We start from the raw sequence: 25,899 nt of genomic DNA on the forward strand, positions 1-25,899 counted from the left end.
CCCGCCGCAACGGGACGACCAGACGGAGACTGCCGGGTTCGACGATGCGCCGCGTCGTCTCAAGGAAGCTGCGCCAAGGCGCTCAGTGGCTCACCGCGTCGTTCGCAAAGAAGATGCGCGAGTGCGCGCCAGCCGGCACCAGCATCACCGTATAGCGCTGCCCCGCCACCAGCGTGCCCAGACTCAGCGGTTGCCCCACCGGCTGACCGCCGCAGGCCAGTTGCACCGACAGCGAAACCGGATTGACCTGCCGCCGTTTGGCTTGCCCCACCGCCACGCCGTCGAGCAGCACGATGTCGCGGCCCGGCACTTTCAGGGTCGGCGCAGCGCACCCGGCATCGAGGTTATAGAACGCCACCGAGGCCTTGAGCGCGTTGAAATCGTCCGGCTTTTCGCGCACCGTCACGGTATGCAGTCCGCCTTTATCCATGCCGTCGAGCGCCACGATGCTGACGAACTCACCGGGCTGCGCCGTCGCCGACACCTCCTGGCGCGCGCTGCCGGCACTCAGCGTGCCGGCCACCGGCTTGCCCGCGGCGATCGGAAAAAAGTGGCTCGACGGGTTCGCGGCATCGAGCGACAGACGCGCGTTCGAGCCGGCCGCGGTGACGTCGAGCGGGTGCGAGCCGCCATCGACGAAACGCACGAACGACGAATCCTGCGCCGGTCCGGTCGGATACAGCGGAATGTCAGCGGCCGTGGCCATCTGCGTGGAAAGCCCGAGACCGGACAGCGCAAGCCCGGACCACAACAGGCGGGAAAGGACATTGTTCATTCTTTTTCTCAAACTCTGGAAACCAGGACCTGGCGGGAGCACGCGGCTGTGCGCCTCACTTCTGCGGAACGACGGGCAGCTTGACCAGCGCCTTCATGATGTCGGTGCCCCAGTACTTGTAACCCGTCGTCGTCAAATGCTGACCGTCGACCGTCGCCCATTCGCCCGGCTTCGAGAACGTGGTCGAGTCGATGTACTGACACGGCGCGACATTGGTGGCAAGGAACGACGACAGCTGCTTCACGCGGGCGAAGCTCTTCTGGTACTTGCCGCCTTCCGTGCCCCACACCGGCCCCACCCACACGCACGCCGTCTTGCTGGCGGCGAGGTCTTGCGTGAGCGCGGTGACCTGCTGCCAGGCCCAGGCCTTCGGGAAATCGTCCTTGCCATAGCCGCCGATCGTGTCGCCCTCGACGATGATGACGAGGTTGGCCTTGTTGGCAGCGATCAACTGATCGACGGGTTGGGTCTTGGCGTTGTGGTCGATCACGAGGGGCGCCTTGCCGTTACGCTCGGCGCCGCCGCACGTGCCCGGCACGGACTTCACCCAGTCGCCCGGAATGCTGCCGCAGACGCTGTAGGTATGCACCTGGGCGCCGGCAGCGATCATCTGGTCCTGCAGCGTGTCGATGAGATAACCGGGTTCGCTCAGATGGCTATCGCCAATCATGAGAATGCTGAGACCAGCAAGAACGGAAACAAGCATGACTCTTTGACTCCTGAAAAATAAACACTGTCCGATCGATCAGCGTGACGGCTTACTGATCGTTGTAATGCGACTGATAAGGGATGACCGGCATATCCAGCGCCTTGGTCTGCGGCGCCAGCGTATAGCGCAGATACAGGCCCGCCGCCCACTGCCGATAGCTGGACGAGTTGTTGGCGCCGACCGAAGCGCCCCCGGTCAGATGCTTCGTGAAGCGGTATTCGGCCGTGGCCAGCAGGTTATAGCCCACGCTGGTCGACGACTGACCCGGATGAACCGCGCCGTCGGCGAGACCAATGCCCGACGCCGCCGAGACGGCCGCGGCCTGCAACGCGCTGTCGGTCGGGAAATACGGCGCGCCGGACTGGTGGTAGTACTGCACGCCGACGGCGCCCTGCAGCTTGTAGGTCCAGCGGTCCGAGCGCTGCGCCCACGTGAGCGGCAGATTAAACGCGTAGAAACGCTGCGGACTGAAATAGCCGCCGTTGCCGTAGGTGAAGTTGTTCTCGTTGTGTTCGTAGAACATGCCGCTCAGGTTCAGGCCCGCGGTCAGCATGCTGTCGCTGGTGCGATGCAGATACCAGTACGTTCCCGCGCCAAGCTCGGCGCCGAGATTCGACTGCACGTTATGACCGTCGAGATATTTGCCGGAACCGTAGCCGTAGACGCCGTAATCCTGATTGTCGAGACCGATCGCGCCATGCACGCCGGTCGCCGTCACGCCGCCCCAGCTCAGGCCGGAACGCGGATCGGCGGAGCCGGCGAACGAGGTGATGCTGTCCATCACCGCGCGGCGCGACGCACCGACGTTGAACCAGCTGCCGTCGCTGGCGTCGATGGTGTTCCTGAACGTCACCCCGCCGACGACGTTGTCGTACCTGAAGCCCAGCGGCGTGCTGCCGATGTCGGCCATCCAGTTGCCGAGCGCGTAGCCGAAACCGAGACCCACGCCGTAAGCGGTCTGTTTGCCCAATGTCGCGACCCGGCCGGCCTCCTGCGCCCGCGTGGCAGCCGGGCCGCCGCCGAACTGGCTGGCGCTGTAGACGTCGGTGCCGAGCGTGCCGCCTTCGAGCTCGACCGGCGTGACACGGATGGAGAGCTTGCCGTTGTCGAGCGGCACCACACCCTCCAGCGGTTCCTGCACGCTCGTCAACTGCCCGGCGCCGGGTGCCGCGTTGTTCGACGACACGAACAGGCCGCCCACGACTTCCGGCGACCGCTGCGCGCGCAGATCGCGAAGCTCGCTGCGCATTTCCTCGAGCGACGGCGAACCGTCCTGAGGCTCGCTCGTCGCGACCGTGTCTTGCGGCGCCTGCGCCGGGCCGCCGAGCGGCGTGCCCGCCACGGTCGGGAGACCGGATGCCGCGTTGGACGGCGAATGGTCGGCGGCAAATCTGGATGTCGAGGTCGAACCTGAAGCACCGGCGGCAGCGGCCGTCGCAGTCGCAGTCGCAACCAGAGCCGGAGCCGCGGAGGAGCCGAAAGCCGCGCCGTCGCCCGCTAGCGCGCCATCCGAGGTGGCGGCTTGTGCAGCGAAAGTATCGGCAGCAGGCGGCCGGCTATTGCGGGCGAGACGCCGGCGCGCAGCGTCGTCGTGAACAAACGGATTGCCCGCCACGTGGGTATCCTGCGCCTGCACGCCGAGCCGCTTTTCCTTGGCGGCAATCGCCGCTTCCAGCAGCGGCTGCGCCTCGCGGGTCTTGCCCTGCATGACGTAGATGCGCGCGGCCCCTGCCAGCACGTCGGGATCGTTGGGGGCCTGGGCGACGGCCTGCTTCAATGCCGCGTCCGCCACGCTGTTTTTGCCGGCCTGCACCGCCGCCAACGCCACGCCCAGTTGCAGACCTGGATTGCCGGGGTCGTTGGCGAGCGCCTTCTGGTAATAGATCAGCGCCTCGTCATACTTGTCGTCGGCGGCGTACATGCGCGCCAGCGCCGCCGTGGCGAGGCTGTCGTTGGGCCGCCTGGCGAGAATCGGCGCCAGCGTGTCGTAGGCCAGCGCGAGGTCGCCTTGCTGACGCTGCTGGTCGGCGAGCCGCACGGTGTAGAGATAGTTCAGATCGTCGAGTTGCTGGCGCTGATCGGCGGTCAGTGTCTCGCCGTGCAACTCGCGCATCGCGTTGCCGGCCTGGACGTTCTGGCCGGTCTTGAGCAACAGGCCCAGATAGGCCAGTTGTACATCGGGGCCGGCGCCCTTCGGACCGTTCGGCATCAGCCCATGCATGAGGCTCATGGCGCGCGGCGTATTGCCGGCGTCGACATAAGCCTGCGCCAGCGCGCCCACCTTCGCCGGATCTTGACCCGCCGCCGGTTCGAGCCTCGCCAGCATGTTGCGCGCGTCGTCCAGATTACCTTCGAGCGCCAGTTGCGACGCCTGCTTCACCGCTACCTGAAAATCGATCTGCTGCGCCGTCGCCACCATGTTCGGCGTGCGCGAGGCGCTGGGGATGCGCGTCATCGTGTCCTGAGCGCGGGTCCAGTCGCCCATCTGCATGGCCAGCAGGGCGCTCGCATAAAGCGCCTCGGGATTGTCCGGATTGGTGACGAGCAGGCCGTCGACGAGCTGCCGCGCCTCGTCCGCGTGTCCCTGCTTCAGGTCGTAGCGTGCGAGCTCCAGACGAATCCACGGGTTGTCGGGCGAGAGCCGCTGGGCGTCTTCGAGGATGTGCCGGGCCGCGGCCAGATCGCCGCGCTGCGCAGCGGCATCGGCTCGGCCGGCGGCGACCGTGGCGCGCAACCGGTCGAGGCCGCCGATGCCGGCCTTCTGCTCGGCCGACATGCCGTCGATCCACTTCTGCGCCTCATCGGCCCGTCCGGTCTGCGCGAGGATCTCGACGAGACCGCTCACCGCCTCGCGATTATTCGGACTCGTGGCCAAGACATCGCGATACAGCTTTTCGGCGCGCGTCAGATCGCCCTGCGCCGCATACAGGCGCGCCGACGCATCGCGGCCGCCCGGCTCGGCGGGATCCAGCCGCAGCGCCTGATCGAGTTCGCGGCGCGCGGCGGCGAAGTCGCCGACGTTCTGCGCGCCCTCGGCCTGGTTCACCAGCAGCCAGTAGCGCGCGGATTGCAGTGCCTTGGCCCAGTTGGCGCCCGCGCCTGGACGCGCTACCGCCCGCGCCAGCAGCGTCTGCGCCTGCGCCAGATCGCCCTGCTGCATGCGCACGAGGCCGAGCCCGCCCAGCGCGTCGGTGTTGTCGGGTTTGTCGCGCAACACGTCGGTGAAGGACTGCTCGGCGGTGGTGATGTCGCCCGCCTTGAACGCCGCGAAACCGCGTGTCAGGCGCGGATCCACCACCGGACCGGGTGTCGCCAGCGGACGCGGCGCCGTCATCTGATGACGTATTTCGTCATCGTCGGGATGCAGCTTCAGATAGTCTTCGAACCACGCGCGGTTTTTCGGCGTGGGCGTGACCCAGGTCAGCACGTTGCGCCAGACTTCCGTCGCTTCGCCGCCGACGTCAGGACGCGCCGCCAGCTTTTCCAGAATCGCGATGCCGGCCCCGCGCTGCTGTTCGTCGCGCACCATGTGCTGGGCGAGCGGCAACAGGGTGTTCGGATCGTTGGGCGTCTCGGCGTTCAGGCGGCCAAGCCCCTGGATGGCCTGATCGATGCCACCGTTGGTATAGCCGAGATAGCTGTAATACTCCCGCGCCACGCTGCCCTGCGGCGCTTTCCCGCCCAACGCCTTGTTGTATTCCGCCATCGCGGCCGACAGCGCGGCCTGATCGTTCTGGTTGACGGCGTCCTGCGCCATCTGACGCGCCCTGGCGAGCGTGGACTTGCCCGGCTCGACCGCGAGGCGCACGGTCTGTTCGAGCAAGGGCACGAAGCGGCTGTCCGGCGCGGCCGCCCGCAGCTTGCCCAGATAGTCGTTCGCCGCCGCGAACTGCTGCCGGCCGACCGCGATCATGCCCATGCCATAGAGCGCCTCGGGCTGCTTCGGATCGGTCAGCAGCAGCTTCGACCAGGACTGCGCGGCCAGATCGGGCTTGTCATGCGCCTGCCAGTAGCGGCCCTGTTCCAGCAGCATGTTGGACGTCGCCTCCTGCGCCCATCCCGGGTGGCCCACGGTGGCGACCATCAGTCCGATAATCCATGCCCGGTTGCGGCTGCGGCTGACTAACATGAACTTTCCCTGATTATGATTGTTGTTGCTGCAATGCCCGCAGCCGCTCCAGGGCTTCAGCATCGCGCCGGGCCTGACGGCGCCGCAAGAACGAGAACAGGCCCAGCACGATCAGCACGAGCGCGACGAGGCCTAGCGCCTTCAGCACCCAGGCAAGCGACAGCCCGAACGACGCCAGCCACCAGTCGACGCCGCGCCAGATGCCGAGATGGCCGACGTAGTACGAGTGCTCGCTGACGAGCGAATCGACCTCCTTGCCGCGAATCGAAACGAGGCTGCCCTGGATGGGCTGCTTGTCGTAGTTCGGCACGTCCAGCAGCGCGGAGACCGCGTCCTGCAGGCCGTCGGGCTGGTTGCTGACCATCATCACCACGCTGCGGCCCTCTTCCGCCGGCGACTCGAAGCCCGCCAGCACGGCGCTCACGCCCGGCCCGGTATAGGCCAGCGACAGGCGGCTCGCATCGGCATCGAGACGCGGGTTGGCATGGAACCAGCCCAGCACGCGGCCCGGCAGATCGGACACCGAGAACTGCGCGTTGTGCTCATACGCGGCGGGCATGTACTGCGCCCAATCCTTGAGCCAGGCCTGGTCGGCGCCCGAGGCGATCACGAGCAGATCCTTGCCGGGCGGCATCGCGTCGATGCGCTGACCGCGCAGCACCGTCACGCCGCGCGCCGGATAACCGGTCGAATCGCCCATGCGGCCTATCACGGCCAGATACGCGCTATATTCCGCGGGACCCGCGTTGGCGCCCAACACGACGTCCGTCGTGGACAGGTCGGCCATGCGCGTGAACGGGAAACCGGCCTGGGCAAACGCGGCCAGATTCGGCATCGCCATGTAGTGCGGGTACTGCGACAGATCGATGGTCGATTCGGGATCGATCGCGCCGCGCACGTTGTCGATGATGATGTCGCGGCACTCGCCCTGCTTGATGTAGTCGTACATGTAGCGGAACTGCAACTGCGTATTCGGCTGCAGAAGCGTTTCCAGCGGCGCTTCCAGTTTCGCCTCGCGCGGCAGGCTGCTGTCGGGCAGCACTTCGGCGCGCAGCTTGCTGCCGCCTTCGATGCGTTCGAGCGGCAACAGCGGCACCGACTTCATGAACTGGTCGTTGACGCTGAACAGCAGCGACGAGTTGACCATATAAGGTTGCGGCGTGTAGCGGTAATGCAGATCGATCGGCACGTTCGGCGCGTGCCAGCCGAACAGGTCGGGCGGCACCTGCGTGTTGATGCGGATCAGGTCCGGGCTGTAGCCCGACACGTTGAGCAGTTTCACATCGATCAGTTCTCCGAACGACACAGGCCGGTCGGTGCGCAGCCAGCGCGGCGCGTCGTAGGGCTTGCGCGGCACGAGGTCGGCGAACTGCGTGATGAGCGCGCTCGAACCCGACAGTGTCTGGCTGCCGGTAACCAGGGCGTCGGCCGCCTGCTTGAGTTCCTTGCCGTTGCGGCCCATCACCAGCAACAGCTTGCCGGTGGGATCGTTGGGGTTGGTCACGACGGCGAGCGTCGGACCTTGCAGCGGGGCGCCCGCCAAACCCGCCTGCGCCGGATCTTCGACGATGACGACCGCGTTGCCCCTGGCAGGCACGGTGGCGATCGACACCGGGAAGTCCGCACTGCGATAGTTCGCCAATGCGCCGAACCACGACGACACGGCGCCGGCTGCCTCCAGCGCGGCCGTATCCGGGTTGCCGGCGAACACCACCGGCAGATTCAGGCGGCGGATGTCGTGGCCGTCGAAGAAGGGCCGCGGCAGACGCGCCAGGTCGTTGGGCTGCGACAGCGGCTGGGTGTCGATGCTCAGCGTGCTGTTGTTGCTGATGTTGGCCCATAGGCTCGAATGCAACGGGTCTTCACACTGCGTGGTGTAGTGGCCGATCAATTGCAGACGCAGTTTGCTGTTCGAGGTGAACAGGTATGGCGGCAGCGTGATCGTGCGTTGCAGGGCGGTACCGCCCGTGTTCTTCGGCACGTCGATCGAGGCGGCCACCTGGTCGTTGACCAGCACGTTGATGTGCGACACATCGGCCAGCAGCGCAGGCGAATAGGCATAGCGCAGATTCAGCCGCGCCCCGCTCACCACCTGATCGTCCCGCACGCCGACCGGCAGCGTATTGCTGCCGTCGACACCGCGCAGGTTGAGGGCGTATTGAGCGCCCAATTGCTGCAGCGTGTAGGTCACGGTGGATGAAGCCGCCGTGCCAGCCGTGGCGGCAGCGGGCGTCGCACCGTCAGCGGGCTGCGCGGATGCGCCGGATGCGCCGGATGTGGCGGACGTGGCGGATGCGGCGGCCGTCGCAGATGCACCCGACGCGCCGTCCGCATGGGCCGTCGAAGCAGCTGCATCCGGGCGCGCCGCGGCGGCCGCCGCTTGCGCGTGCTGGGTCAGCGAGGGGGCGACGAATACGCAGCCGAGTAGCAGTGCCTGCCAAACTGGCGGCACGGTCATGCAACGCGCGAGGCGTGCCCGGGAAATGTCAGGCCGTCTTCTAAACATGAGAATCTTTTCGTCCTTCTTCACGTTGCGATGCCTGGGGAATGTCCAGGTCCAATCGGTGCAGGGCACGCCGGTGCAGAAACACGCCGCCGAGCAAACCTATGAGCACGACGCTGACGAGCGTCGCCATGAGCAGCAGCAGAATGTGGCTCGCAAAGAACCACTCGAGCGCGAGCCCAAGCGGCAAGGAGCCGATGTAATAGCTTTGATCCCTGCTGAGGGTGGTCAGCGCGCCGTCGTGCACGACCGCGAGATTGCCGTTGATCTTGTCGTCCGGACGCCGCGTGATGAGGTAGCGGTTGGCTTGCAGCACGCTCACGACGGCATCGAGGCCGCCCGGCGTATTACCCGATACCACCACCGCGCTGCGGCCGCCGGCCAGCGGCGAGCGCAGGCCGGCCACCATGCCGTCATGGTCGTCGCTGCTATACAGCGCGGCGATGGCGGCGGCGCGCTGGGCGCGCGCCTGACCGCCCGTCAGCCGTTCCCATAAGCCGCTGATTGCGCCGCTGATTCCGCTGCTGATCCCGCCACTCGAGGCAGGTGCGGGAGTAAAGAAACCGCGCGGCAGATCGTCATGCCATGCCTTGAGCAAGGGCTGGTTGTCGCCCGACGCCAGCACCAGCAGGTCTTTGTGGCGCAGCGCGTCGACCTCGCCCGCATCGCCCACCGTCACACCCAGCACCGGATAACCCGTCGCCTGGCCCATGCTGCCCATCAGCGTCAGGTAAGCGGAGTAGTCGTCGGCAACCGGCCGTCCGGGCAGGATGACGGCTGTCTCGGACAGATCGGCCATGCGCGTGAAAGGAAAGCCCGCGTCGCCGAACGCGCGCAGATCCGGCATGGCGGCGTAACGCGGCAGATGCGAAATGTCGATGGTCGAAGTGGGATCGATGGCGCTCAGGAGAGGGCCGCCAGGCAGATCTTCCCAGTTGTCTTTGGTCGCGACCGACTCGTAGCGATAGTCGAATTGCAGTGTCGTCAACGGCGGCAGCAAATAGGTAGGAATGCGCATCACCGCATTGCCGTCCGAGGCGTCGCCGGGCAGCGGCATAGCCTGGATCGGCGTGGTGCCGGCCAGCACGCGCAATTCCGACTGCGTCGACTCCGGCCGCGCCGTATAGCGGTAATGCAGGTTCAGGACCGCCCCGCTGTTGTCGAAGCCGAACAGACCCGGCGGCAGACGCAGGTTCACGCTGATCGCCCCAGGCCGAAGGCCCTGCACCGTGAAGCGGCTCGCCGGCAGCAGTTCGCCCAACTGCACCGGCCGATCGGCCGGCAGCCAGTTCGGTGCGTCATACGGCTTGCGCGGCGCCACGGCAATCGGTGCATCGAGCTTGACCCGGGCACCCGTCAGCGCTTTCGAACCAAGCACCAGCGCCATCGCCGCCTGGCGAATTTGCGCCTCGTCGCGGCCGGTGACCAGCAACAGCTTGCCGTTCACGTCGTTGGGATTGGGTACGACGGCGAGCGTGGGTCCGTCCACGGCGGGCAGCATCAAGCCCGGCAATTCGCCCGGCAGCGCCAGTACCACGGCATGCCCATGCGCGGGTATCGCGCCGAGGCTCGCGGAGAAATGCGCGCCGCGATAGCCCGCCTGGGCGCCCAGCCACGAGGTCACGATGCCCGCGGCTTCGAGGCGCCGCGCGCGCGGCGCCGGCGGCAGAACGACGGGCAGGTCCGCCCGGCGCACGTCGCGCACATCGAGGAACGGCGCGGGCAGTTGCGACAGGTCGCTCGGCACCGGCGTCGGCACCACGGTCAGTTCAAGCGCGCTATCCGGCCCCGCCTTCAACCACAGGTCGGAACTCAGCGGATGGCTGCCCTGATCGCTAGCCTTGCTATGAGCGATCAACTGGAGATTCAACTGATTGAATTCCGCCAGCAACGAGACGGGCAACTCCACCGTCAGACGCGCGGAGGTCCGCGGCGCCGGTTGCGGCAAGGCAATGGTCGCCGCCACGACGCTGTTGAGCAGCACATTGAGATGCGACAGCGCGGGCAGCAATGCGGGCGAATAACTGTAGTCCAGCACCAGCCGCGCGCCGACTACGCGCTCGTCGGGACGCAGGCCGAAGTCCATGCCGGCATAGGCTTCCTCGCCGAGCAAGCTCAGTCCCTGCTCGGCGTTTTGCCGCAGCAGCGGGATGCGGTAGGTGTAGGCGTCGGACGGCGGCGTGGCGCCGGCATCCGGCTGCGAGCCTGGCTGGGCCGCATCCGCCGGGACAGCCGATGCGGGCATCTGCAAGGCGGGCGCCTGAATGGCGGACGAAGATGCGGACAACGATGCAGCCGGCAGCGCAGCGGCAGCCGGCGCAGCACCCGCCGATGCCCCACCCGCGCCGAGCAGCAGCGCGCAGCAGCATAGCGCGCCGATCCGGCGCGAGCTCGTCAACGAGCGCGAAAGAAACAGGTAACCGGCACTCACGATTGCCTGGTTCCCAGATCGCTAACCGGTTCCACCGACGCACGCGCGAGGCGTTCACGTCCACCCAGGAACAGATGCCGGAACAATTCCCCGAAGCCGCGCACGCCCACGCCGAGAACCTCGAACAGGCTGCGCAGCGGCCGGTCGGGACGATATTTGCCCCACGAGGCAATCCAGCTATCGGCGCGCGAAAACGTCACGCCGATCCAGGCGCGTTCCTGGGCGATCGTCAGAGGCGGAAAGCTCACGCCGATCGCCTGGCCGCGGCACACCTGCACTTCGGCCGGGAAAATGCTCTCGATGTTGTCGCGGATCACCGCAACCGCGATGTGCTCGCCGCGCTCCGGCAACGGCTCGCCTTCCGGCAGCACCAGTCCAAGGCCACCGTGCGAATAGTCGCTGGTCAGACAATCGATGCGGCGTCCGTCCGCCAGAATCACGGCGGCCGGCAGCTCGATCTGGACGCGCGGCGCGAGACGCAATTGCCTCGATTCGCTCGCCACACCCGCCGCCGCGCTGAGGTTCATGATGTTGTAGGTGACCCAGACCAGGTTGAACAGAATGCTGGTCGCCGCGGGCCAGCCGGGACTGCGGATCAGCCCCGCCACGCCAAACGCAAAGCCGGTCAGGTTGATGAGCAGCAGCACGATGTACGGCCGGGCCATCGCCCAGTCGAGGAACGACTGGCGGATCACCCCACCCTTGGACGTCACGTTGAAACCCTTGCTGCCGGGAAACAGCACCGCCTGCAGCGCCGGCACGATGACGTACCAGGCCAGCACCGTTTCGTAGACCTCGCTCCAGAACGAATGGCGGAAGCGCCCCTGAATGCGCGACGCGCCGATGCTTGAAATAACGAGGTGCGGCACGGCATAGGCGAGGACCATCAGCGCCGAGGCATGAAACACCTGCGCGCCGAAGAACAGATACGCCATCGGCGTAATCAGAAACACGATGCGCGGCAAGCCGAAGAAGAAGTGCATCATCGCGCTCAGGTAACACAGCCGCTGCGGCAGCGTCAGCCCCGCTATCAGGAGCGGATTGAAGCGGCGGAAGATTTCCGCCATGCCGCGCGCCCAGCGGATGCGCTGACCGACGTGCCGCCCCAGGCTCTCGGTGGCGAGACCGGCCGCCTGCGGAATGGCGAGATACCCGGTGTTGTAGCCCTTCATGCTCATCTTGAGCGCGGTCAACGCATCTTCGGTGACGCTTTCGGTCGCCACGCCGCCCACTTCTTCCAGCGCCGAACGGCGCAGCACCGCGCACGAACCGCAGAAAAAGGCGGCATTCCACAAATCGTTGCCGTTCTGCAGCACGCCGTAGAACAGGTCGCCTTCGTTGGGCACCTTGCGGAAGGTTTCCAGATTGCGTTCGAAGGGATCGGGCGAATAGAAGACGTGCGGCGTCTGCACCATCGCCATCTTCGGATCTTTCAGGAACCAGCCCATGCAGACTTGCAGGAACGAGCGCGTGGTGACGTGATCGCAGTCGAACACCGCGATGTACTCGCCGCTGGTTTTGGGCAGCGCCGCGTTGAGGTTGCCCGCCTTGGCATGCGCGTTGTTCGGCCGGGTCAGATAGTCGACGCCGGCCTGCGCGCAGAATTGCCGGAACTCCTCCCGGCGTCCATCGTCGAGCACGTAGACGCGCAGCTTCTCCGCCGGCCAGTCGAGCAGCGTCGCGGCCAGCACGGCCTGCCGCACGACCTGCAGCGGCTCATTGAAGGTAGGAATGTACACGTCCACCGTCGGCCATTCGGCGCTGTCGGCGGGCAACGGCACAGGGCGGCGATGCAACGGCCAGAGCGTCTGAAAGTAGCTGCATAACAGCATCAGCACCGCGTAGCCTTCGGCGAGCAGCAGCAGATAGCCGAAGGTCATGTCGAGCGGGCTGCTGAAGGACAGGGTCTGCGTCACGCGCCAGTACAGATAGCGCAACGAGACGAATACCGACAACGCCACCATCGACACGGTGATGATCCTGCCGCGAACCCGGTTCAGCAGAACCGCGACGATCATGCAGAGGATGCCAAACGTCCATTGCTTCGACACCGCCAGATTGACCGTCATCGCAGACGTGAAGAGCAGCGCGGCCAGCAGCGTCACCGCCAGCCGCAGCCAGTTCGAGGGCAGCAGCGAGGTCCCGGCTCTCAGGAGTGTGTCGTCCCAGTCGCCGGCGTCGTCGCTCTGGCCTGAGTTGGGAATGGGCGCGGGCCGCTTCTGCCAGTATTTGATTTGTGCCATAAAAAAGCTCTCCTAGCGCGTGCGCCGGTTCGGCACGACGCGCAGGTTCGCGGCTATCGTGATTTGACTCAGGTCGCCGTGGGCGGAAATAACCGCGACGAGGCTCATGACGTCTGGCGTGGCGCGACGTCCGCCTGAGATGTATCCCCGTCCAGCAGACGCGCAAACACACTGCGCAATGCGGCAGGCTGTTCTGCATCGACGACAGGATCGGGACGAGGCTGAAGGACAGGCTGTTCGGGTGGAGTCGGCAAGACCGGTGCGGATTCGAGTGCAGCCTCGCAAGCCGCATCGTCCAGCCAGGTCGCGACAGGCGCCGGCTCGGCCTGCGTGGGCCAACGCTCGCGCCCGCCTTGCGCCCGCTCCGTTTGTCCCACTTCCTGATAATGCGACGGGCTGACGCCCAAGGTCTGAAACAGATTCGAAATATCCGATGCACCGCTCATACGTCATCCCCGTCGTATTTGGCCATATTGTCTGCAGATTGCATCGTGCGCTACCGCACAATCTGCTGTAATTTCTACTTACTGAATACGAAAACCGTTGTTCCCGTCTCTCCCGGGGACTTGTCGTGATATTCGCAAATCGCGGATCGATGCTCGATCCTTTACCGGCATGCTGGAAAGGCGCGGCCCATCGTTGATTTTGTGGGCCGAAACAGACTGCCGGGGCGCGATAATGCGCCCGCCTCGGGCAAGTCAGGTCCTCGCCATTTGCGATGCAAACCTATGATTCGTAAGGGAGCCATGCCATCGTCGATGGCGGCGCACATTGTAGCAGCGGAATTTAATGCGCGGCCCTAAACAATTTAAGGGCCGCCACGAAATTTATCTGCGGGTAATGCTTCTATATATCGGCCATCTGGAAGCAAAATGAAGTGCTTATCGGCGCAGTTTCATCAAGTCAAACGTTTGCTTTTTATTTGCCGGCCGTTTTTATCTTCAGATCTTTACTATTGACCGATATTGCGGAGCGGCTGAAACCCGCGATTTGGGTTTTCAAAGCGGGCGCCAGTGTTGCGCCCGTCCGACTCCGTTAACGCCAAACTGCCGCCCGATTACCGCGCGCTTCGTTCCGCCAGCGCGATGATTGCGTCTGCGAATGCCTGCGGCGCCTCTTGCGGCACGTTATGACCCGCACCCGGGATAACCCGATGCTCGTGAGGCCCCTTGAAACGCTTCGCATGGCTCGCGCTGCCAGCGGGCCGGATGCCGTCATCCCCGCCGTCGATGGTAATGGCGGGCACGCCGATATCCGGCCGGCGTGCCAACTGTGCCTCGATCGCTTCGAACGCCGGATCGCCCTCCACCAGGCCATAACGTTGCCGGTAGGAATGGATCACGACATCCACGAAGTCCGGGTTATCGAAGGCTGGAGCGGTCTTCGCGAAAACGGCGTCGTCGAAAGCCCAGGTGGGCGACCAGAGTTGCCACAGCAGCCGGCAAAACGACGCCGCATCTTTGGCGAGCCCGGCACGGCCGCGTTCGCTATGGAAATAATACTGATACCAGAGGCGATGCTCATTATCCGGCGTGTCCGGCGTGAGCGCGCCCGCGATGTCGTGGATGTTATAGCTGCCGCACGAGACCAGTCCCGTCACGCGCTCGGGCCACAGCGCCGAGACGACGCACGCGCCACGCCCGCCCCAATCGTAGCCGGCCAGAATCGCCGCGGGAATCGACAGCGCATCGAGAAGCGCCAACACATCCGCACCGAGCGCGGCCTGCTGTCCCGAGCGCGGCGTGGCGGATGAAACAAAACGCGTCGCGCCGAAGCCCCGCAAATAAGGCACGATCACGCGCGCGCCCGCCGCGGCGAGAATTTTCGACACCTCCGTATAGGCGTGAATATCGTACGGAAAGCCGTGCAGAAGCACGACCGGCCAGCCGCCCGGCTCGCCTTCCTCCACATAGGCAATGTTCAACGAACCTGCGTTGATACTCCTGATCATGATGCGCTCCGTTGAATTCGAAATCGGTTCAGGCGACGCGGCCTTCTCCCTCGCCGACCGCGTCGCCGCGTGAAGACGGCGGACTTACGACGAAGGCCTTGTTGGGGCGCATGGCGAAAACCAGCAGCACGCCGCCCACCATGACGCCGATCGACAGCATAAACGTCAGATTCCAGCCTCCGGGGCGGTCGGCCAGAAAACCCGCCACGATTGGACAGATAATCGCGGAGGTATTGCCGAAGCTGGCCATGATGCCGCTCGCCGCGCCGGACCGCTCCGAGGAAGCAATGTCCATCGGCACGGCCCACATGGGTCCCACGCTCATTTCGTTGAAGAACATGGCCGCGGCCAGGAAAATCAGCGAGATCATCGGATCATGCACGAACAGAACCGGCACAACGGACAGCGCGGTCAGGCTCATGCAGACCGCAACCAGACAGCTTCGCGCCAGAACCGGATTGTTGGTACGACGAAGCAAGTGATCGGTGAGCAGACCACCGGCCAGGTCGCCAACCACGCCCGCGACAAACACGGCCGTAGTAAAAATAACCGCCTTCTTGATGTCCAGATGAAAACTGTGCATGAAGTAAAGCGGCATCCAGTCCAGCATCAGCCACAGAATCCAGCAGTAGGAAAAATACACGATGCACACCGGCAGCATGCGCCAGAACAGCCGCGCGGTGGTTCCCTTCGGATCGGCGACACGAGCGCGAGGGGCCGGGATCGATTCGAGTTCCTCCGGCGTGATGTTGGGGTGATGCGCCGGGACGTCGCGATACTTGACGGACCACATCAGGACCCAGCCCAAACTCAGCAAACCCAGCACGTAGAACGAGAAGCGCCAGTTGAACGCCTTGATCAGCGCGTAGACCAGAATGGGCGCAATGGCATTGCCCAGCCGTGCGGATGAATGCGTGATGCCCTGCGCCATGCCGCGCTTGTCCTTTGCGAACCAGGTGGCCATGGCGGTGGTCGCGGCGGGAAAAGTCGCCCCCTCCCCGAGCCCGAGCAGCAGGCGCGCCGCCACCAGGGTCGCGAAGCCGCCCGCAAGACCGGTCAGCGCCGTCGCCAGCGCCCAGATCAACGAGCAGCAGATCAAGGTGCGCTTCGCGCCGAACCGGTCGCTGACCCAGCCGCCGATAAACTGAAACACCACATACGGATACGCGTAGGCCGAAAAGACCAGTCCCAGTTGCGCGTTGGTAAGGCCCAGTTCGAACTTGAACTGTCCGGCCGCCGTGCTGATATTGACGCGATCGACATACGTGATCATGTACATCAGGCATAGCATCAGCAGAACAAGCGTCGTCGGCTTCAATCGGATTCGTTTCATGTCTCCATCCTGATTATGTTTGTTTTGGTTAGCGTTTCGGCTAGCGTTTCGGCTAGCGTTTCGACTAGCGTTTCGGGCTAGCGCTTCGACGACCCCGCCACGAACGCGGCCACCGCGTCACGGAACGCCGCGCTGCCGTACACCTGCTCGATCAGATCCTCGTCGTCCAGCCGCTGCTCGACGACGATACGGCGCAGACTCTCCTTCACCGCGCGCTGCGTAACCGGCGACAGCGCAATCAGCCGTTGCGCGAGCGCGGCGGCAGTCGGTTCGAGTGCATCGCGGCCGCACACCTCGTAGACATAGCCGCACTGCAGGGCATCCTGCGCGCTGAGCGTGTCGGCGAGCATCAGCATCTTCTTCACGCGCGGCACGCCGAACGCGGCAGCCAGTCGCGCGAGATTGCGCGACGACAGCGTATTCGACAGCGTCTTCGCGATCGGTGCGCCGAAGCGCGAGCCGTCCGTGCAAACGCGGAAATCGCATGCGGTGGCGAGCGCGAGACCGCCTCCCACGGCCCAGCCGTCGATCACCGCAATCGTCGGCAGCGCGATGCGTTCGACCCGGTCGATCACGCTCTCGACCAGCGCCTCGTAAGCGACGCCGTCGCGGCCGTCACGAAACCCGGTGAAGTAGCCGATATCCGTGCCGGACACGAACGACTTGCCGCCCGCACCGCGCAGCAGGATGCAGCGCACCGCCGCATCGCGCTCGCACTGGCCGATCAGTTCGAGCAGCGTCCCGTACATTTCGATCGTCATGGCGTTGTGACGCTCGGGCCGGTCGATCACGATATGCGCCGCGCCGGATGCATCCACGGCAAGGCTGACGGTCTCGCTCATGGCGCCGTCCCGTTGATTTCGGCGAGCAGTTCTTCGTTGTGCTCGCCCAGCAACGGCGGATGGCGGCGCATGCGCTGCGGCGTGCCGAGCATCTTGACCGGGAAGCCGATGTTCTTGACCTTGCCTTCGATCGGGTGATCGATCTCCATGCACATCTGGCGATGCTGCGCGTGCTCGCTCGCAAACGCTTCCGGATACGTCAGGATGGGTCCCGCGGGAATGCCGGCGGCGAGCATCGTGTCGATCCAGTCCGCGCAGTCGCGTCCGGCAAACTCCTGTTCAAGCGATTCGATCAGCGCCTCGCGGTTTTTCAGCCGCAGCGACACCGTCTCGAAGTCCGGATGCTTGACGAGATCGGGCCGCGCGAGCAGTTCGCAGAGCCTGGTCCAGAGCTTCTGGTTGGTCGCGCCCATCACGAAGTAGCCGTCCCGCGCCTTCACGGCCTGATACGGCGCGCTCATCTTGTTGCTGGTGCCGAGCGGGGTCGGCGGCACCCCGGTGCCCCAGTAGTCGGACATGTCCCAGATCGAGAACGCCATCACGGAATCGAACAGCGAGGCGTCGATATGCTGCCCCTGGCCGGTTTTCTGCGCTCCGATGTAGGCGGACAGCAGCCCATACACCGCGAACAGCGCGCAGCCGATGTCGGCCACCGGCACGCCCGCCTTGACCGGTTTGCCGCCCTTGTAGCCGGTCACGCTCATCACGCCCGACATCGCCTGCGCCATCAGGTCGAAGCCCGGCCGCGAGGCCCACGGGCCGCTCTGCCCAAAGCCGGAAATGCTCACATAGACGATCTTCGGGTTGATCTCGCGGATCGTCTCGTAGTCGATGCGCAGCCGTTGTACGACGCCCGGACGATAGTTTTCGACGATCACGTCGGCGGTTTTGGCGAGTTTGTAGAAGTTTTCGCGCCCTTCTTCGCTCTTCAGGTCGAGCGACAGCGAGCGCTTGTTACGGTTCATGTTGAGAAAGCCCATGCTGTCGGGCCCTTTCATCTTGAAGCCCATCGCGCCGCGGGTCTGGTCGCCTTCGAGCGGTTCGACCTTGATCACGTCGGCGCCGAGATCGGCGAGCAGCATGCAGGCGAACGGGCCGGCCATCACCTGGCTCACGTCGAGTACGCGAATGCCTTCGAGCGGCAATGACGTGGTTGATGTCATCGGGGAGTCTCCTTTTTGTAGAGGTATCGGAACGGACGCGCGCATTTACGTGACGTCGCAGCGCCAACGCGCAGGGGCGCGGGGGCGAGACGTGCGGGATGGGCGTGCTGTCGTTGTGTTCAGACTGTCGCGCAGCGCCAGGCCGCGGGCAAGGACGCCTGCGACATGCCTGGATTCGCGATTGGCGAAAGCGGAGGGTGGCTACAGCGGCTGCGGAGCCGCCGTGAGGGTCAGCGGCCGGTGCGTGCGCTGGCCAGCAGCTCGGTGACGACGTTGTGGAGGGTCTGCGGCTGCGCGTGGCCTTCGACGCAGGACAGCACGTAGCTGCGATGGTGCCAGTCGCCGCCCAGCTCGGCGCTGCCGACCCCGCGCTCGGGATGGAAGCTGCGCAATACGTCGGGCGGCATCAACCCGACACCCAGTCCGTGACGCACGAGCGCCAGCATGGTATCGAAGCCCGCCACCGAGAAATTACCGGCGAACTGCCGTCCGCGGCTGCGGTAAGCACGCTGCACCGCGGCCAGCACGGCCGAGCCTTTGCCGAGGCTCACCACCGGCAGGTCGATCAGCTCGTCGAGCTCGACCGGCGCCGTGCCGAAGCGAAAATGCGCGCGGCTATAGACCATCACAAGCCGGTCGTCGCGGTAAGGGATTTTGCCGAGGTCGAGAAAGCCGCTCTTGTTCTCGTAGATGCCGACATCGATAACCTTGTCGCGCAGCAGTTGCTGGACGATCCGGCTATTTTCCTCGACGACTTTCAGCGAGATGTTCGGGTATTTTCGCTGGATGTTGGCGAGATCCGGCGCGAGGAACGCGATCACCACCGCCTTCGGCGCGCCGATGATGATGCGCCCGTCCAGCCCATCGTGCAGGGCTTTTGCATCGCCTTCCAGCCGGTCGATCAGGTTATCGATCTGTTTGAGGTACTGCAGCAGCTTGTCGCCGGACTCGGTGACTTCGACGCCGTGCGGCACCCGCCGGAACAGCTTGGCACCCAGCTGTTCCTCGAGGTCGGTGACGCGTCTCGACGCGGCGGCAACCGCGAGCCCGAGCCGGTCCGCCGCCCGCGAAATACTGCCCTCCTCGACAATGGCGAGGACGAGATGGACGGTGGTCGTGTCGAATCTCACGGTATGGCTGTCTCCCTGTTTGACTGGTCTGCCTGAGTCGCGGGTGGCCCCGGCTGCGCCAGACTTAAGTGTAAACAGATCGCATCGTACCGCGGCCGCCGCTGCGGCCAACACACTGGCAGGTCTATTCCAGCCTGAACATCGAAACCGACGCTTTCAGATCGTCAGCCTGCGACTCGAGCGAGCTGGCAGCAGCCGCCGCCTGTTCAACCAGCGCGGCGTTCTGCTGCGTGACTTCATCCATCTGCGTCACGGCGCGGTTGATCTGGCCAATGCCTCTGCTCTGTTCCTGTGTAGCAGCGGTGATCTCGCCCATGATGTCCGTCACGCGCCGGATCTCATGGGTGATTTCGCTCATCTTCGCACCGGCTTCCCGCACAAAACCGGCGCCTGCCTGCACCCGCTCCACCGAGTCCTGAATCAATTCCTTGATTTCCTTGGACGCCGTCGAGGAACGCTGCGCCAGCGAACGCACTTCCGAAGCCACGACCGCGAAGCCTCGTCCCTGCTCTCCCGCCCGGGCGGCTTCCACCGCGGCGTTCAGCGCGAGAATATTGGTCTGGAAAGCAATGCCTTCGATAATGCCGACAATATTGGCGATCTTGTCTGAGCTGGCGTTGATGCCATCCATGGTGTCGACCACCCGCGACACCACCGCGCCGCCTTCTCCGGCGACCTTGGCGGCCTGCGCGGCGAGCTGGTTAGCCTGACTGGCGTTGTCCGCGTTCTGGGTGACGGTCGAGGTGAGCTGCTCGATGCTGGCGGCCGTTTCTTCTAACGACGCGGCCTGTTGCTCGGTGCGCTGCGACAGGTCCTGATTGCCCGCCGCAATCTGATGGGTGGCGGTGGCGATCGAACCGGCCGAAGCCTTGATGGTGCCGATCGTGCCGGCCAGTTGCTCCTGCATGCGTTTCATCGAAAACAGCAGGCTCGCGCGGTCATTCGGCGTTGTCACGACCCGCGCGGTCAGATCGTTATCGGCAATCCGGTTGGCGATCTCGGCGGCATAGGACGGCTCGCCCCCCAGAGAACGGACGATGCCCCGGTTAAGCAGCAATACGACCACCGACAATGCAGCAGCCAGTATCGCCATCATCCCGAGGCTCTGATAGAGCGATACGCGAAAGGCCGCGTCGATGTCGTCGACATAGGTGCCGGTGGTCAAAATCCAGTCCCACGGCTGATAGGCAATGTCATAAGCGATCTTCGGCGCGGCTTCGGTCTGGCCCGGGCGCGGAAACGCGAAGGTGCGAAAGCCTTTGCCGTCGCGCTTGATGAGCGCCACCGCCTGCCTGAAGAAATAGACCCCGTTCGGGTCTTTAAAGCCGTTGATATCCTTACCGATCATCCCGAGGTTGGTCGGATGCATCAGGACAACTTGCGAATTGAGAATCGTGAAATAGCCGTCCTCGCCGTAGCGGATATTCCGAACGCTGTCCATTGCCCGCTTTTGTGCCTCCGCCTCGGACATCGAGCCGGCGGCGGCCTGGTCGCCGAACGTCTTGACGACGCTAAGCGCGATCTCCGCGGCATGTTGCAGATCGGCCTTGCGCTCTTCCAGCCGCACGTCTCTCGTCCGGTAAGCGCTGTAGACCGACATGCCGGCGAGGCAAAGCAAACTCAGGATGAGCGGCAGCCAGAGTTTTTGAGCAAAGGAAAGTTTCATGTATGGACTAATGTGGCGCGATCCAAAGTGCGAGTCAGAGGGGTGCATCGACCATCGGCGAAGCAGTGAGCAGACGGATTCTTCGGTCGACGAAGTAGCCGCCGCCCTCCGTATAGCGCAGGAAACAACGTCCGCATTCGACGCATTCGTAGACGTTGCAGCGGTTATAGGGAAAGTAGCGCGGTGCAATCGGTGCGTCAGCCGACCAATAGCGCGTATTGTCGGGGTGGTATTCGCTGAAGGTCGCTTCTTCCTCTGCGACATGCGCGAGCGTCCCCACTTCGCGAAGCTGTTCTTCGGGCAGGGACACCGGCATGCTCTCCCATCCCACGAGAGACCTGTTCACGCACGAGCAGGCCGTAGAGACGGCCTGCGAACGGGTTGCGAGCTCATGAAGGAGCGAGTAGTCGAGAAGTAACGACATGCAGACGCCGATATTTAAGTTAGGAATGCTGACAACTAGATTCTGCTTGCTCGCAGGCGCTCAATGCGTCGGGTCCGCGCGCAATGCATTGTTACCCTGCACTTCCGGCGCGCGATCGGGCATCAGGAAAGCAATCACCGCCGCGAGAAACGCGGCAATCGCCAGCACGATGAGCGCCACCGAAAAGTTGCCGGTAAGATCTTTAATCACGCCGACGATCCACGGTCCGAACAGACCGCCGAATTGCCCGACGGTGTTGATCAAGGCAATGCCGATCGCCACTGCGGCTCCGGTGAGAAACTCGCCGGTCAGGGTCCAGAATACCGCGAGGCACCCCCAGATTCCGCTCGCGGCGACGCACAGCAATACCAGCGCGATGGCGGGTGGCGACACGAAAGCACACGCCAGCAGCGCCAGTCCGCCAATGGTCATGCAGACGGCGATATGGAGCCGGCGCTCGCCGACCTTGTCGGAATGGCGGGCCACAAGGTACATCGAAACCGCCGCGCAACAGAACGGCAGCGCGGTGACGAAGCCCACCTCCACATCCGAAAGCGAGCCCATGTGTTTGACGATCTGCGGCAACCACAGCAGCACGCCGTAGAACGCGGTCAGGAAACAGACGAATAACGCGGACAGGCACCAGACGCGAGGCATCATCGCGATCTTCAGGAACGGCAGGCTCGCGGTTTTGGTGAGCTTCGACGCTTCGCCCGCCAGTTCGGCAACGAGCCAGCGGCGCTGTTCCGCGGGCAACCATTTGGCCGCCTCAGGACGGTCGGTGAGCCAAACCAGCACGAACAGGCCCAGCACGACGGCCGGCGCAGCTTCCAGCAGCAACATCCAGCGCCAGCCGGCAAAGCCATGAGCACCGTCGAGAGCATGCATCACGAGCCCGGAAACCGGCGAACCGATGGCCGACGCGATAGCCGTCGCCATGATGACGCCGGCATTGGCACGCGAGCGGTAGCGAACCGGAAACCAGTAAGCCAGATAGGCCACGACGCCCGGAATGAAGCCCGCTTCCGCGACGCCCAGCAAAAACCGCAGCACGTAGAACGAGGTCTGCGTATGGACGAAGGCCAGGCCCGCCGACACGAGCCCCCAGGTGACCATGATCCGGGATATCCAGAGACGCGCGCCGAAGCGGTGCAACATGATGTTGCTCGGCACTTCAAAGAGCGCGTAGCCGATGAAAAAGATCCCTGCTCCAAGCCCGAATACCGAGGCGCTGAATCCCAGATCCTGGTTCATCCGCAGCGCGGCGAAACCGATGTTGACCCGATCCAGGTAATTGATGATAAGCAATACGAACAAAAGCGGAACCAGTCGCCGGTAGATCCGGCTCATGGTGAGAGATTCGATAGACTTTTCCACGTGGTCTCCTCGTAGAGGTTCAGGTCCTTCGGGGCCTTCTGGTCCGTTACCCGGACCGCGCAACTTTCGGGTCTTGTCGCCGGTTGATTGCGCGGCTGCGGTGCTGTCGATGATTCCGTTCGGTCAATGCGTTCAGCCGGGGCTCGTGACGGCTTGCGGATTGAGGACATTGATCGGCTTGCCCGTGCGCCACGCGAGCAGTTGTTCGGTCGCAATGCCGAAATAATGCTCGTAAGTGTCCTTTTCCACGTAACCGATATGCGGCGTCGCCAGCACGTTATCGAACCCGAGCAAGGGATGAGCGGCCTTGTAGATGGGCTCGCTCTCGTAGACGTCGACGGCGGCGAAACCGGGCCGGCCGGTTTTCAGGGCGGCTTCCAGCGCGCCGGCTTCGATGACCTCGCTGCGGCTTGTGTTCACAAACAGCGCGGTGGGCTTCATTGCCGTGAGATCGTCAAGCGTGATCGAGCCGCGGGTCGCGGGCAGAAGACGCAGATGGCAGCACACCACATCGGCCTGGCTAAAGAATCTGGCGCGGTCGGTTTCCGCTTCGACGCCGTCGTTGGCCGCCGCCGACAGCGAGGTCTCGTGATCGCCTAACGCGATGACCCGCATCCCAAAGGCGCGGCCATAACCGGCCACCACGCTGCCGATCTTGCCGTAGCCGGCGATGCCCAGCGTGCGTCCCTTCAGACCTACCCCCAGATGCCCTTGCCACAGCCCGGCCTTGAAGCGCGTCGCTTCGAGATGGACTTTGCGCATGGATGCCATCACCAGCGCCCAGGTCAGCTCGGCGGCGGCGGTCGTGGCGGAGCCTTCCGCCGAGACCGGAATGCCGCGTGCCGTGCAGGCAGCGAGATCCACATGGTTCGCCGCCCGTCCGGTCTGGCTGATGAACTTCAGCTTCGGCAAACGCGCGAGTAGCTCGGCGCTGATCGGTGTACGTTCGCGCACCAGCAGGAGCGCGTCGGCGTCGGCGAAGCGTTCGGCCTGGGCGTCGAGCGACGTCACGGTATCGTTGTGGATCACCACGTCGAAGTTCTCGGCAAGCGTCGGATAGCAGCTCAGCGTCCGGACACAATCCTGGTAGTCGTCGGAAATAATCACTTTCATCGTGTGCTCGCTAATGCGTCAGATCTTTGACCACGGCGCGGAAACCAGCAGCTGGTTTTCCTGCTGCTGGATGTACCGGCCTTCCGCCGTCATTTTTTTGTAGGCCCACCAGTCCGGGTCCGCCTCCATGGCGGCGCGGCGCGTCTGGCGGTCTTCCGCGCTCTGGTAGCCCCACAGATGAACTACCTGATTGAGCGTCCCGACTTCGGTAATGAAGTAGCCGAGCGGGTCTCCAACATGACGGCGCTGAATGGGTAGCCCATGGGCCTCGTAGACGGCCAGGTAAGCCTTCAACTGGCCTGGCACGATGGTGTAGCGGCGTAGATCGACCAACATTGTTCGTGTCCCGTGAAAAATACTGTAGGAGTCTAGGGGCGACGGGTCGCATAATACAATTGATTAAATTCGCTTGATTCACGAGAAAAAACGATGAATGATGAAAGAGCCTCCAAGCGTCTGTCGATCCGTCATATCCGCGCCTTTGTGGCGGCCGCGCGGCACAAGAGCCTGACCCGCGCCGCAGAATCCCTGTTCGTTACGCAATCCGCGCTTAGCCTGACAATCCAGCACATCGAGGAAGATCTGGGCGTTCTGCTGTTCGACCGGACCACGCGCCGACTCGACCTGACGCGGGCGGGCGAGGAATTCCTGCCGTCGGCGGAACGGCTGCTGCACGACTTCGATTCGTCGATCCGGACCATGCGCGCGTTGGGCAACCACGAACGCGGCAAGGTGAGCGTCGCGGCCGTGCCGTCGGTGATGGCGCTGCTGCTTCCCGAGGTGGTGGCGGCTTATATCGAGGCGTTTCCCGCCATCGACGTCTACCTGCGCGAGGACAATTCCGCCGGCGTGCAACGGCGCGTCATCGAGGGCGATGTCGACTTTGGTATTTGCAGCCCATGGCAATCCGACGCGGAACTCGTCTTCGAGCCGCTTTTTGAAGACTGCTTCGGGGTCGTCTTTGCGGACCATCATCCGCTCGCCGCCAGTACGGGCGAGTTGTCGTGGCAGGACATATACGCATACCGGATCATCGGCTTCACGCCGGATCTGGGCATGCAGCATCAACTCAGCCAGACCGAAGGGCTGAGCCCTGAGGTACGGCAGCCGCGCTATCAGGTATCGAATACATCCGCGATCGAGGCGCTGCTCAGCCGTGGCGTCGGCGTTTCGGTGATGTCCGCGCTCGCCGCACGGCGCGCGCCGCTCGACCGCCTGAGCCTCAGGCTATTGTCGAAGCCGGTGCTGACACGCACCGTGGGGGTGGTGCGGCGGCAGGGGAAATCGCTATCGCCGGCCGCCTCGACGCTGCTGCAGCGCGTGCGCGAGGCGGTGACGCAACTCGCGTGCTTTCCCGGCCTGCAGGTTCTCGATGACGGCGCGCGCAAGACCCACGAACCGCTGGGTCTCAAAGTTTCCGCGCGTTCAGGCGAAAACGATTAGCGAAGAGATGCCGGTCACGCAGATTCGCGACCTGCGGACGGACGCGTGGCCCCATGCTCCAGAAACTCGACCTTGCAGGTCGGCGGCATCATGCAGTCTCGCGCCTTGGCGAGACGAGGAATGACTTCAAGCGGTGCGATCACCCGATAGTGTTCACGTCCAACCTGCGTTACCTCTACGGCGGCGCAAATAGCTTTCATGACCGCCGTGACGGTCTGCAATTGCTGCACGGTCATTACGCGGCCAGTCTGACGCGCGCCTGGCCGGATGATTCCGCAATCTGCCACGCAACCAGTCCCGGCACAAAAATCAGCAGATCGCGAATCCGCCGCGCGCCTGCCAGCGCCAGGCATGTTGCGGGATCGAGCCCGAGCGCGCCGCCAATCAGGATGAACCCGCCCTCCTGCACGCCCAGGCCGCCCGGCACAAAAAACGCAGCACTGCTAACTGCCTGGATCAGCGACTCGATCACCACCGCCTCGACAAAGCCCACACGTGTCCCCAGAAAGTACAGCGCGAGCCAGATCTCCAGCGCGGTCAGTACGCACTGCAGCGGCTGCCAGAAGAACAGATAGCGCAACACCACCCCACGGCGGCGCCAGATCAGCCTGATCGAACGATCGATCCGCGCCGACTGGCCGACGAGCGCCGCGAGCTTGCCGCTCGT

The 25,899-nt window shown here is 64.4% G+C and carries 20 protein-coding genes; 1 reads left to right on the forward strand and 19 read right to left on the reverse strand.

Translation table 11 applies throughout. The annotated features are described in order from the left end of the window. Window positions 1–82: 82 nt before the first annotated feature. The 17 genes from FQ755_RS14865 to FQ755_RS14945 form a co-directional block, all read right to left on the reverse strand. Complete coding sequence (locus FQ755_RS14865) at window positions 83–775, reverse strand: alginate O-acetyltransferase AlgF (protein ID WP_144155394.1); 693 nt, start codon at window positions 773–775, stop codon at window positions 83–85. 55 nt (window positions 776–830) lie between these two features. Continuing rightward, a complete protein-coding gene (locus FQ755_RS14870) occupies window positions 831–1,481 on the reverse strand; it encodes an SGNH/GDSL hydrolase family protein (RefSeq protein ID WP_144155396.1) in 651 nt (216 codons plus the stop codon). 52 nt (window positions 1,482–1,533) lie between these two features. Further along, on the reverse strand, window positions 1,534–5,613 hold the full coding sequence (locus FQ755_RS14875; RefSeq protein ID WP_186308530.1) for a cellulose biosynthesis protein BcsC: 4,080 nt from the start codon (window positions 5,611–5,613) through the stop codon (window positions 1,534–1,536). Between the two features lie 13 nt (window positions 5,614–5,626). After that, window positions 5,627–8,143: a cellulose biosynthesis cyclic di-GMP-binding regulatory protein BcsB gene (gene bcsB / locus FQ755_RS14880; protein WP_260858589.1), complete on the reverse strand. Its 2,517-nt coding sequence runs from the start codon at window positions 8,141–8,143 to the stop codon at window positions 5,627–5,629. Beyond that, entirely contained in the window at window positions 8,112–10,547 is a 2,436-nt protein-coding gene (bcsB, locus tag FQ755_RS14885; RefSeq protein WP_260858590.1) for a cellulose biosynthesis cyclic di-GMP-binding regulatory protein BcsB, read from the reverse strand. Before bcsB (FQ755_RS14885) ends, bcsB (FQ755_RS14880) begins: the two co-directional genes overlap by 32 nt. Further along, complete coding sequence (bcsA, locus tag FQ755_RS14890; protein ID WP_144155402.1) at window positions 10,544–12,790, reverse strand: UDP-forming cellulose synthase catalytic subunit; 2,247 nt, start codon at window positions 12,788–12,790, stop codon at window positions 10,544–10,546. The genes bcsB (FQ755_RS14885) and bcsA overlap by 4 nt, the downstream gene beginning before the upstream one ends. A 104-nt stretch (window positions 12,791–12,894) precedes the next feature. Continuing rightward, window positions 12,895–13,236, reverse strand: a complete 342-nt coding sequence (bcsR, locus tag FQ755_RS14895) for a BcsR/BcsP family cellulose biosynthesis protein (protein WP_144155404.1) — start codon at window positions 13,234–13,236, stop codon at window positions 12,895–12,897. A 611-nt stretch (window positions 13,237–13,847) separates the two neighbouring features. Continuing rightward, window positions 13,848–14,741 carry an alpha/beta fold hydrolase gene (locus FQ755_RS14900; RefSeq protein WP_144155406.1) on the reverse strand — a complete coding sequence of 298 codons (894 nt, stop codon included), beginning with the start codon at window positions 14,739–14,741 and terminating at the stop codon, window positions 13,848–13,850. Between the two features lie 28 nt (window positions 14,742–14,769). After that, window positions 14,770–16,074: an MFS transporter gene (locus tag FQ755_RS14905; protein WP_144155408.1), complete on the reverse strand. Its 1,305-nt coding sequence runs from the start codon at window positions 16,072–16,074 to the stop codon at window positions 14,770–14,772. A gap of 77 nt (window positions 16,075–16,151) precedes the next feature. Then, the gene (locus tag FQ755_RS14910) at window positions 16,152–16,916 is read right to left on the reverse strand and encodes an enoyl-CoA hydratase (protein WP_144155410.1); all 765 of its coding nucleotides are present in this window, start codon (window positions 16,914–16,916) and stop codon (window positions 16,152–16,154) included. Beyond that, window positions 16,913–18,079, reverse strand: a complete 1,167-nt coding sequence (locus FQ755_RS14915; RefSeq protein ID WP_144155412.1) for a CaiB/BaiF CoA transferase family protein — start codon at window positions 18,077–18,079, stop codon at window positions 16,913–16,915. Before FQ755_RS14915 ends, FQ755_RS14910 begins: the two co-directional genes overlap by 4 nt. Window positions 18,080–18,309: 230 nt before the next feature. Further along, on the reverse strand, window positions 18,310–19,209 hold the full coding sequence (locus FQ755_RS14920) for a LysR family transcriptional regulator (RefSeq protein WP_144155414.1): 900 nt from the start codon (window positions 19,207–19,209) through the stop codon (window positions 18,310–18,312). Window positions 19,210–19,333: 124 nt separating this feature from the next. Further along, the gene (locus FQ755_RS14925) at window positions 19,334–20,875 is read right to left on the reverse strand and encodes a methyl-accepting chemotaxis protein (protein WP_144155416.1); all 1,542 of its coding nucleotides are present in this window, start codon (window positions 20,873–20,875) and stop codon (window positions 19,334–19,336) included. A gap of 34 nt (window positions 20,876–20,909) precedes the next feature. After that, a complete protein-coding gene (locus FQ755_RS14930; protein ID WP_144155418.1) occupies window positions 20,910–21,299 on the reverse strand; it encodes a hypothetical protein in 390 nt (129 codons plus the stop codon). Window positions 21,300–21,359: 60 nt separating this feature from the next. Continuing rightward, window positions 21,360–22,676 carry an MFS transporter gene (locus tag FQ755_RS14935; protein WP_144155420.1) on the reverse strand — a complete coding sequence of 439 codons (1,317 nt, stop codon included), beginning with the start codon at window positions 22,674–22,676 and terminating at the stop codon, window positions 21,360–21,362. A gap of 132 nt (window positions 22,677–22,808) precedes the next feature. Next, complete coding sequence (locus FQ755_RS14940) at window positions 22,809–23,789, reverse strand: D-2-hydroxyacid dehydrogenase family protein (RefSeq protein WP_144155422.1); 981 nt, start codon at window positions 23,787–23,789, stop codon at window positions 22,809–22,811. 18 nt (window positions 23,790–23,807) lie between these two features. Next, window positions 23,808–24,125 (reverse strand): NIPSNAP family protein, encoded by a 318-nt coding sequence (locus FQ755_RS14945; RefSeq protein ID WP_144155424.1) that lies wholly within the window; start codon window positions 24,123–24,125, stop codon window positions 23,808–23,810. 93 nt (window positions 24,126–24,218) lie between these two features. Here FQ755_RS14945 and FQ755_RS14950 point away from each other — a divergent pair, with 93 nt between their 5' ends. Then, window positions 24,219–25,232, forward strand: coding sequence for a LysR family transcriptional regulator (locus FQ755_RS14950; protein ID WP_144155426.1), 1,014 nt, complete (start codon window positions 24,219–24,221; stop codon window positions 25,230–25,232). A gap of 14 nt (window positions 25,233–25,246) precedes the next feature. Here the strand turns inward: FQ755_RS14950 and FQ755_RS14955 are convergent, their stop codons facing one another. After that, a complete protein-coding gene (locus FQ755_RS14955; protein WP_144155428.1) occupies window positions 25,247–25,468 on the reverse strand; it encodes a hypothetical protein in 222 nt (73 codons plus the stop codon). Beyond that, window positions 25,468–25,899: lysylphosphatidylglycerol synthase domain-containing protein (locus FQ755_RS14960; protein ID WP_186308531.1), on the reverse strand; the 432-nt coding region annotated here is incomplete at its 5' end. The genes FQ755_RS14960 and FQ755_RS14955, both read right to left, overlap by 1 nt.

The sequence above is a fragment of the Paraburkholderia sp. BCC1885 genome, from assembly GCF_900996235.1.
In the GTDB taxonomy this organism is placed as follows: Bacteria; Pseudomonadota; Gammaproteobacteria; order Burkholderiales; family Burkholderiaceae; genus Paraburkholderia.

Bases quoted from the DNA above. Each gene is read 5' to 3' on its own strand.
- FQ755_RS14870 (WP_144155396.1), bottom strand. From the start codon at position 1,481: ATGCTTGTTTCCGTTCTTGCTGGTCTCAGCATTCTCATGATTGGCGAT.
- FQ755_RS14940 (WP_144155422.1), bottom strand. From the start codon at position 23,789: ATGAAAGTGATTATTTCCGACGACTACCAGGATTGTGTCCGGACGCTG.
- FQ755_RS14930 (WP_144155418.1), bottom strand. From the start codon at position 21,299: ATGTCGTTACTTCTCGACTACTCGCTCCTTCATGAGCTCGCAACCCGT.
- bcsR (WP_144155404.1), bottom strand. From the start codon at position 13,236: ATGAGCGGTGCATCGGATATTTCGAATCTGTTTCAGACCTTGGGCGTC.
- FQ755_RS14945 (WP_144155424.1), bottom strand. From the start codon at position 24,125: ATGTTGGTCGATCTACGCCGCTACACCATCGTGCCAGGCCAGTTGAAG.
- FQ755_RS14955 (WP_144155428.1), bottom strand. From the start codon at position 25,468: ATGACCGTGCAGCAATTGCAGACCGTCACGGCGGTCATGAAAGCTATT.
- FQ755_RS14865 (WP_144155394.1), bottom strand. From the start codon at position 775: ATGAACAATGTCCTTTCCCGCCTGTTGTGGTCCGGGCTTGCGCTGTCC.
- FQ755_RS14910 (WP_144155410.1), bottom strand. From the start codon at position 16,916: ATGAGCGAGACCGTCAGCCTTGCCGTGGATGCATCCGGCGCGGCGCAT.
- FQ755_RS14875 (WP_186308530.1), bottom strand. From the start codon at position 5,613: ATGTTAGTCAGCCGCAGCCGCAACCGGGCATGGATTATCGGACTGATG.
- FQ755_RS14905 (WP_144155408.1), bottom strand. From the start codon at position 16,074: ATGAAACGAATCCGATTGAAGCCGACGACGCTTGTTCTGCTGATGCTA.
- FQ755_RS14925 (WP_144155416.1), bottom strand. From the start codon at position 20,875: ATGAAACTTTCCTTTGCTCAAAAACTCTGGCTGCCGCTCATCCTGAGT.
- FQ755_RS14915 (WP_144155412.1), bottom strand. From the start codon at position 18,079: ATGACATCAACCACGTCATTGCCGCTCGAAGGCATTCGCGTACTCGAC.
- FQ755_RS14950 (WP_144155426.1), top strand. From the start codon at position 24,219: ATGAATGATGAAAGAGCCTCCAAGCGTCTGTCGATCCGTCATATCCGC.
- FQ755_RS14900 (WP_144155406.1), bottom strand. From the start codon at position 14,741: ATGATCAGGAGTATCAACGCAGGTTCGTTGAACATTGCCTATGTGGAG.
- bcsA (WP_144155402.1), bottom strand. From the start codon at position 12,790: ATGGCACAAATCAAATACTGGCAGAAGCGGCCCGCGCCCATTCCCAAC.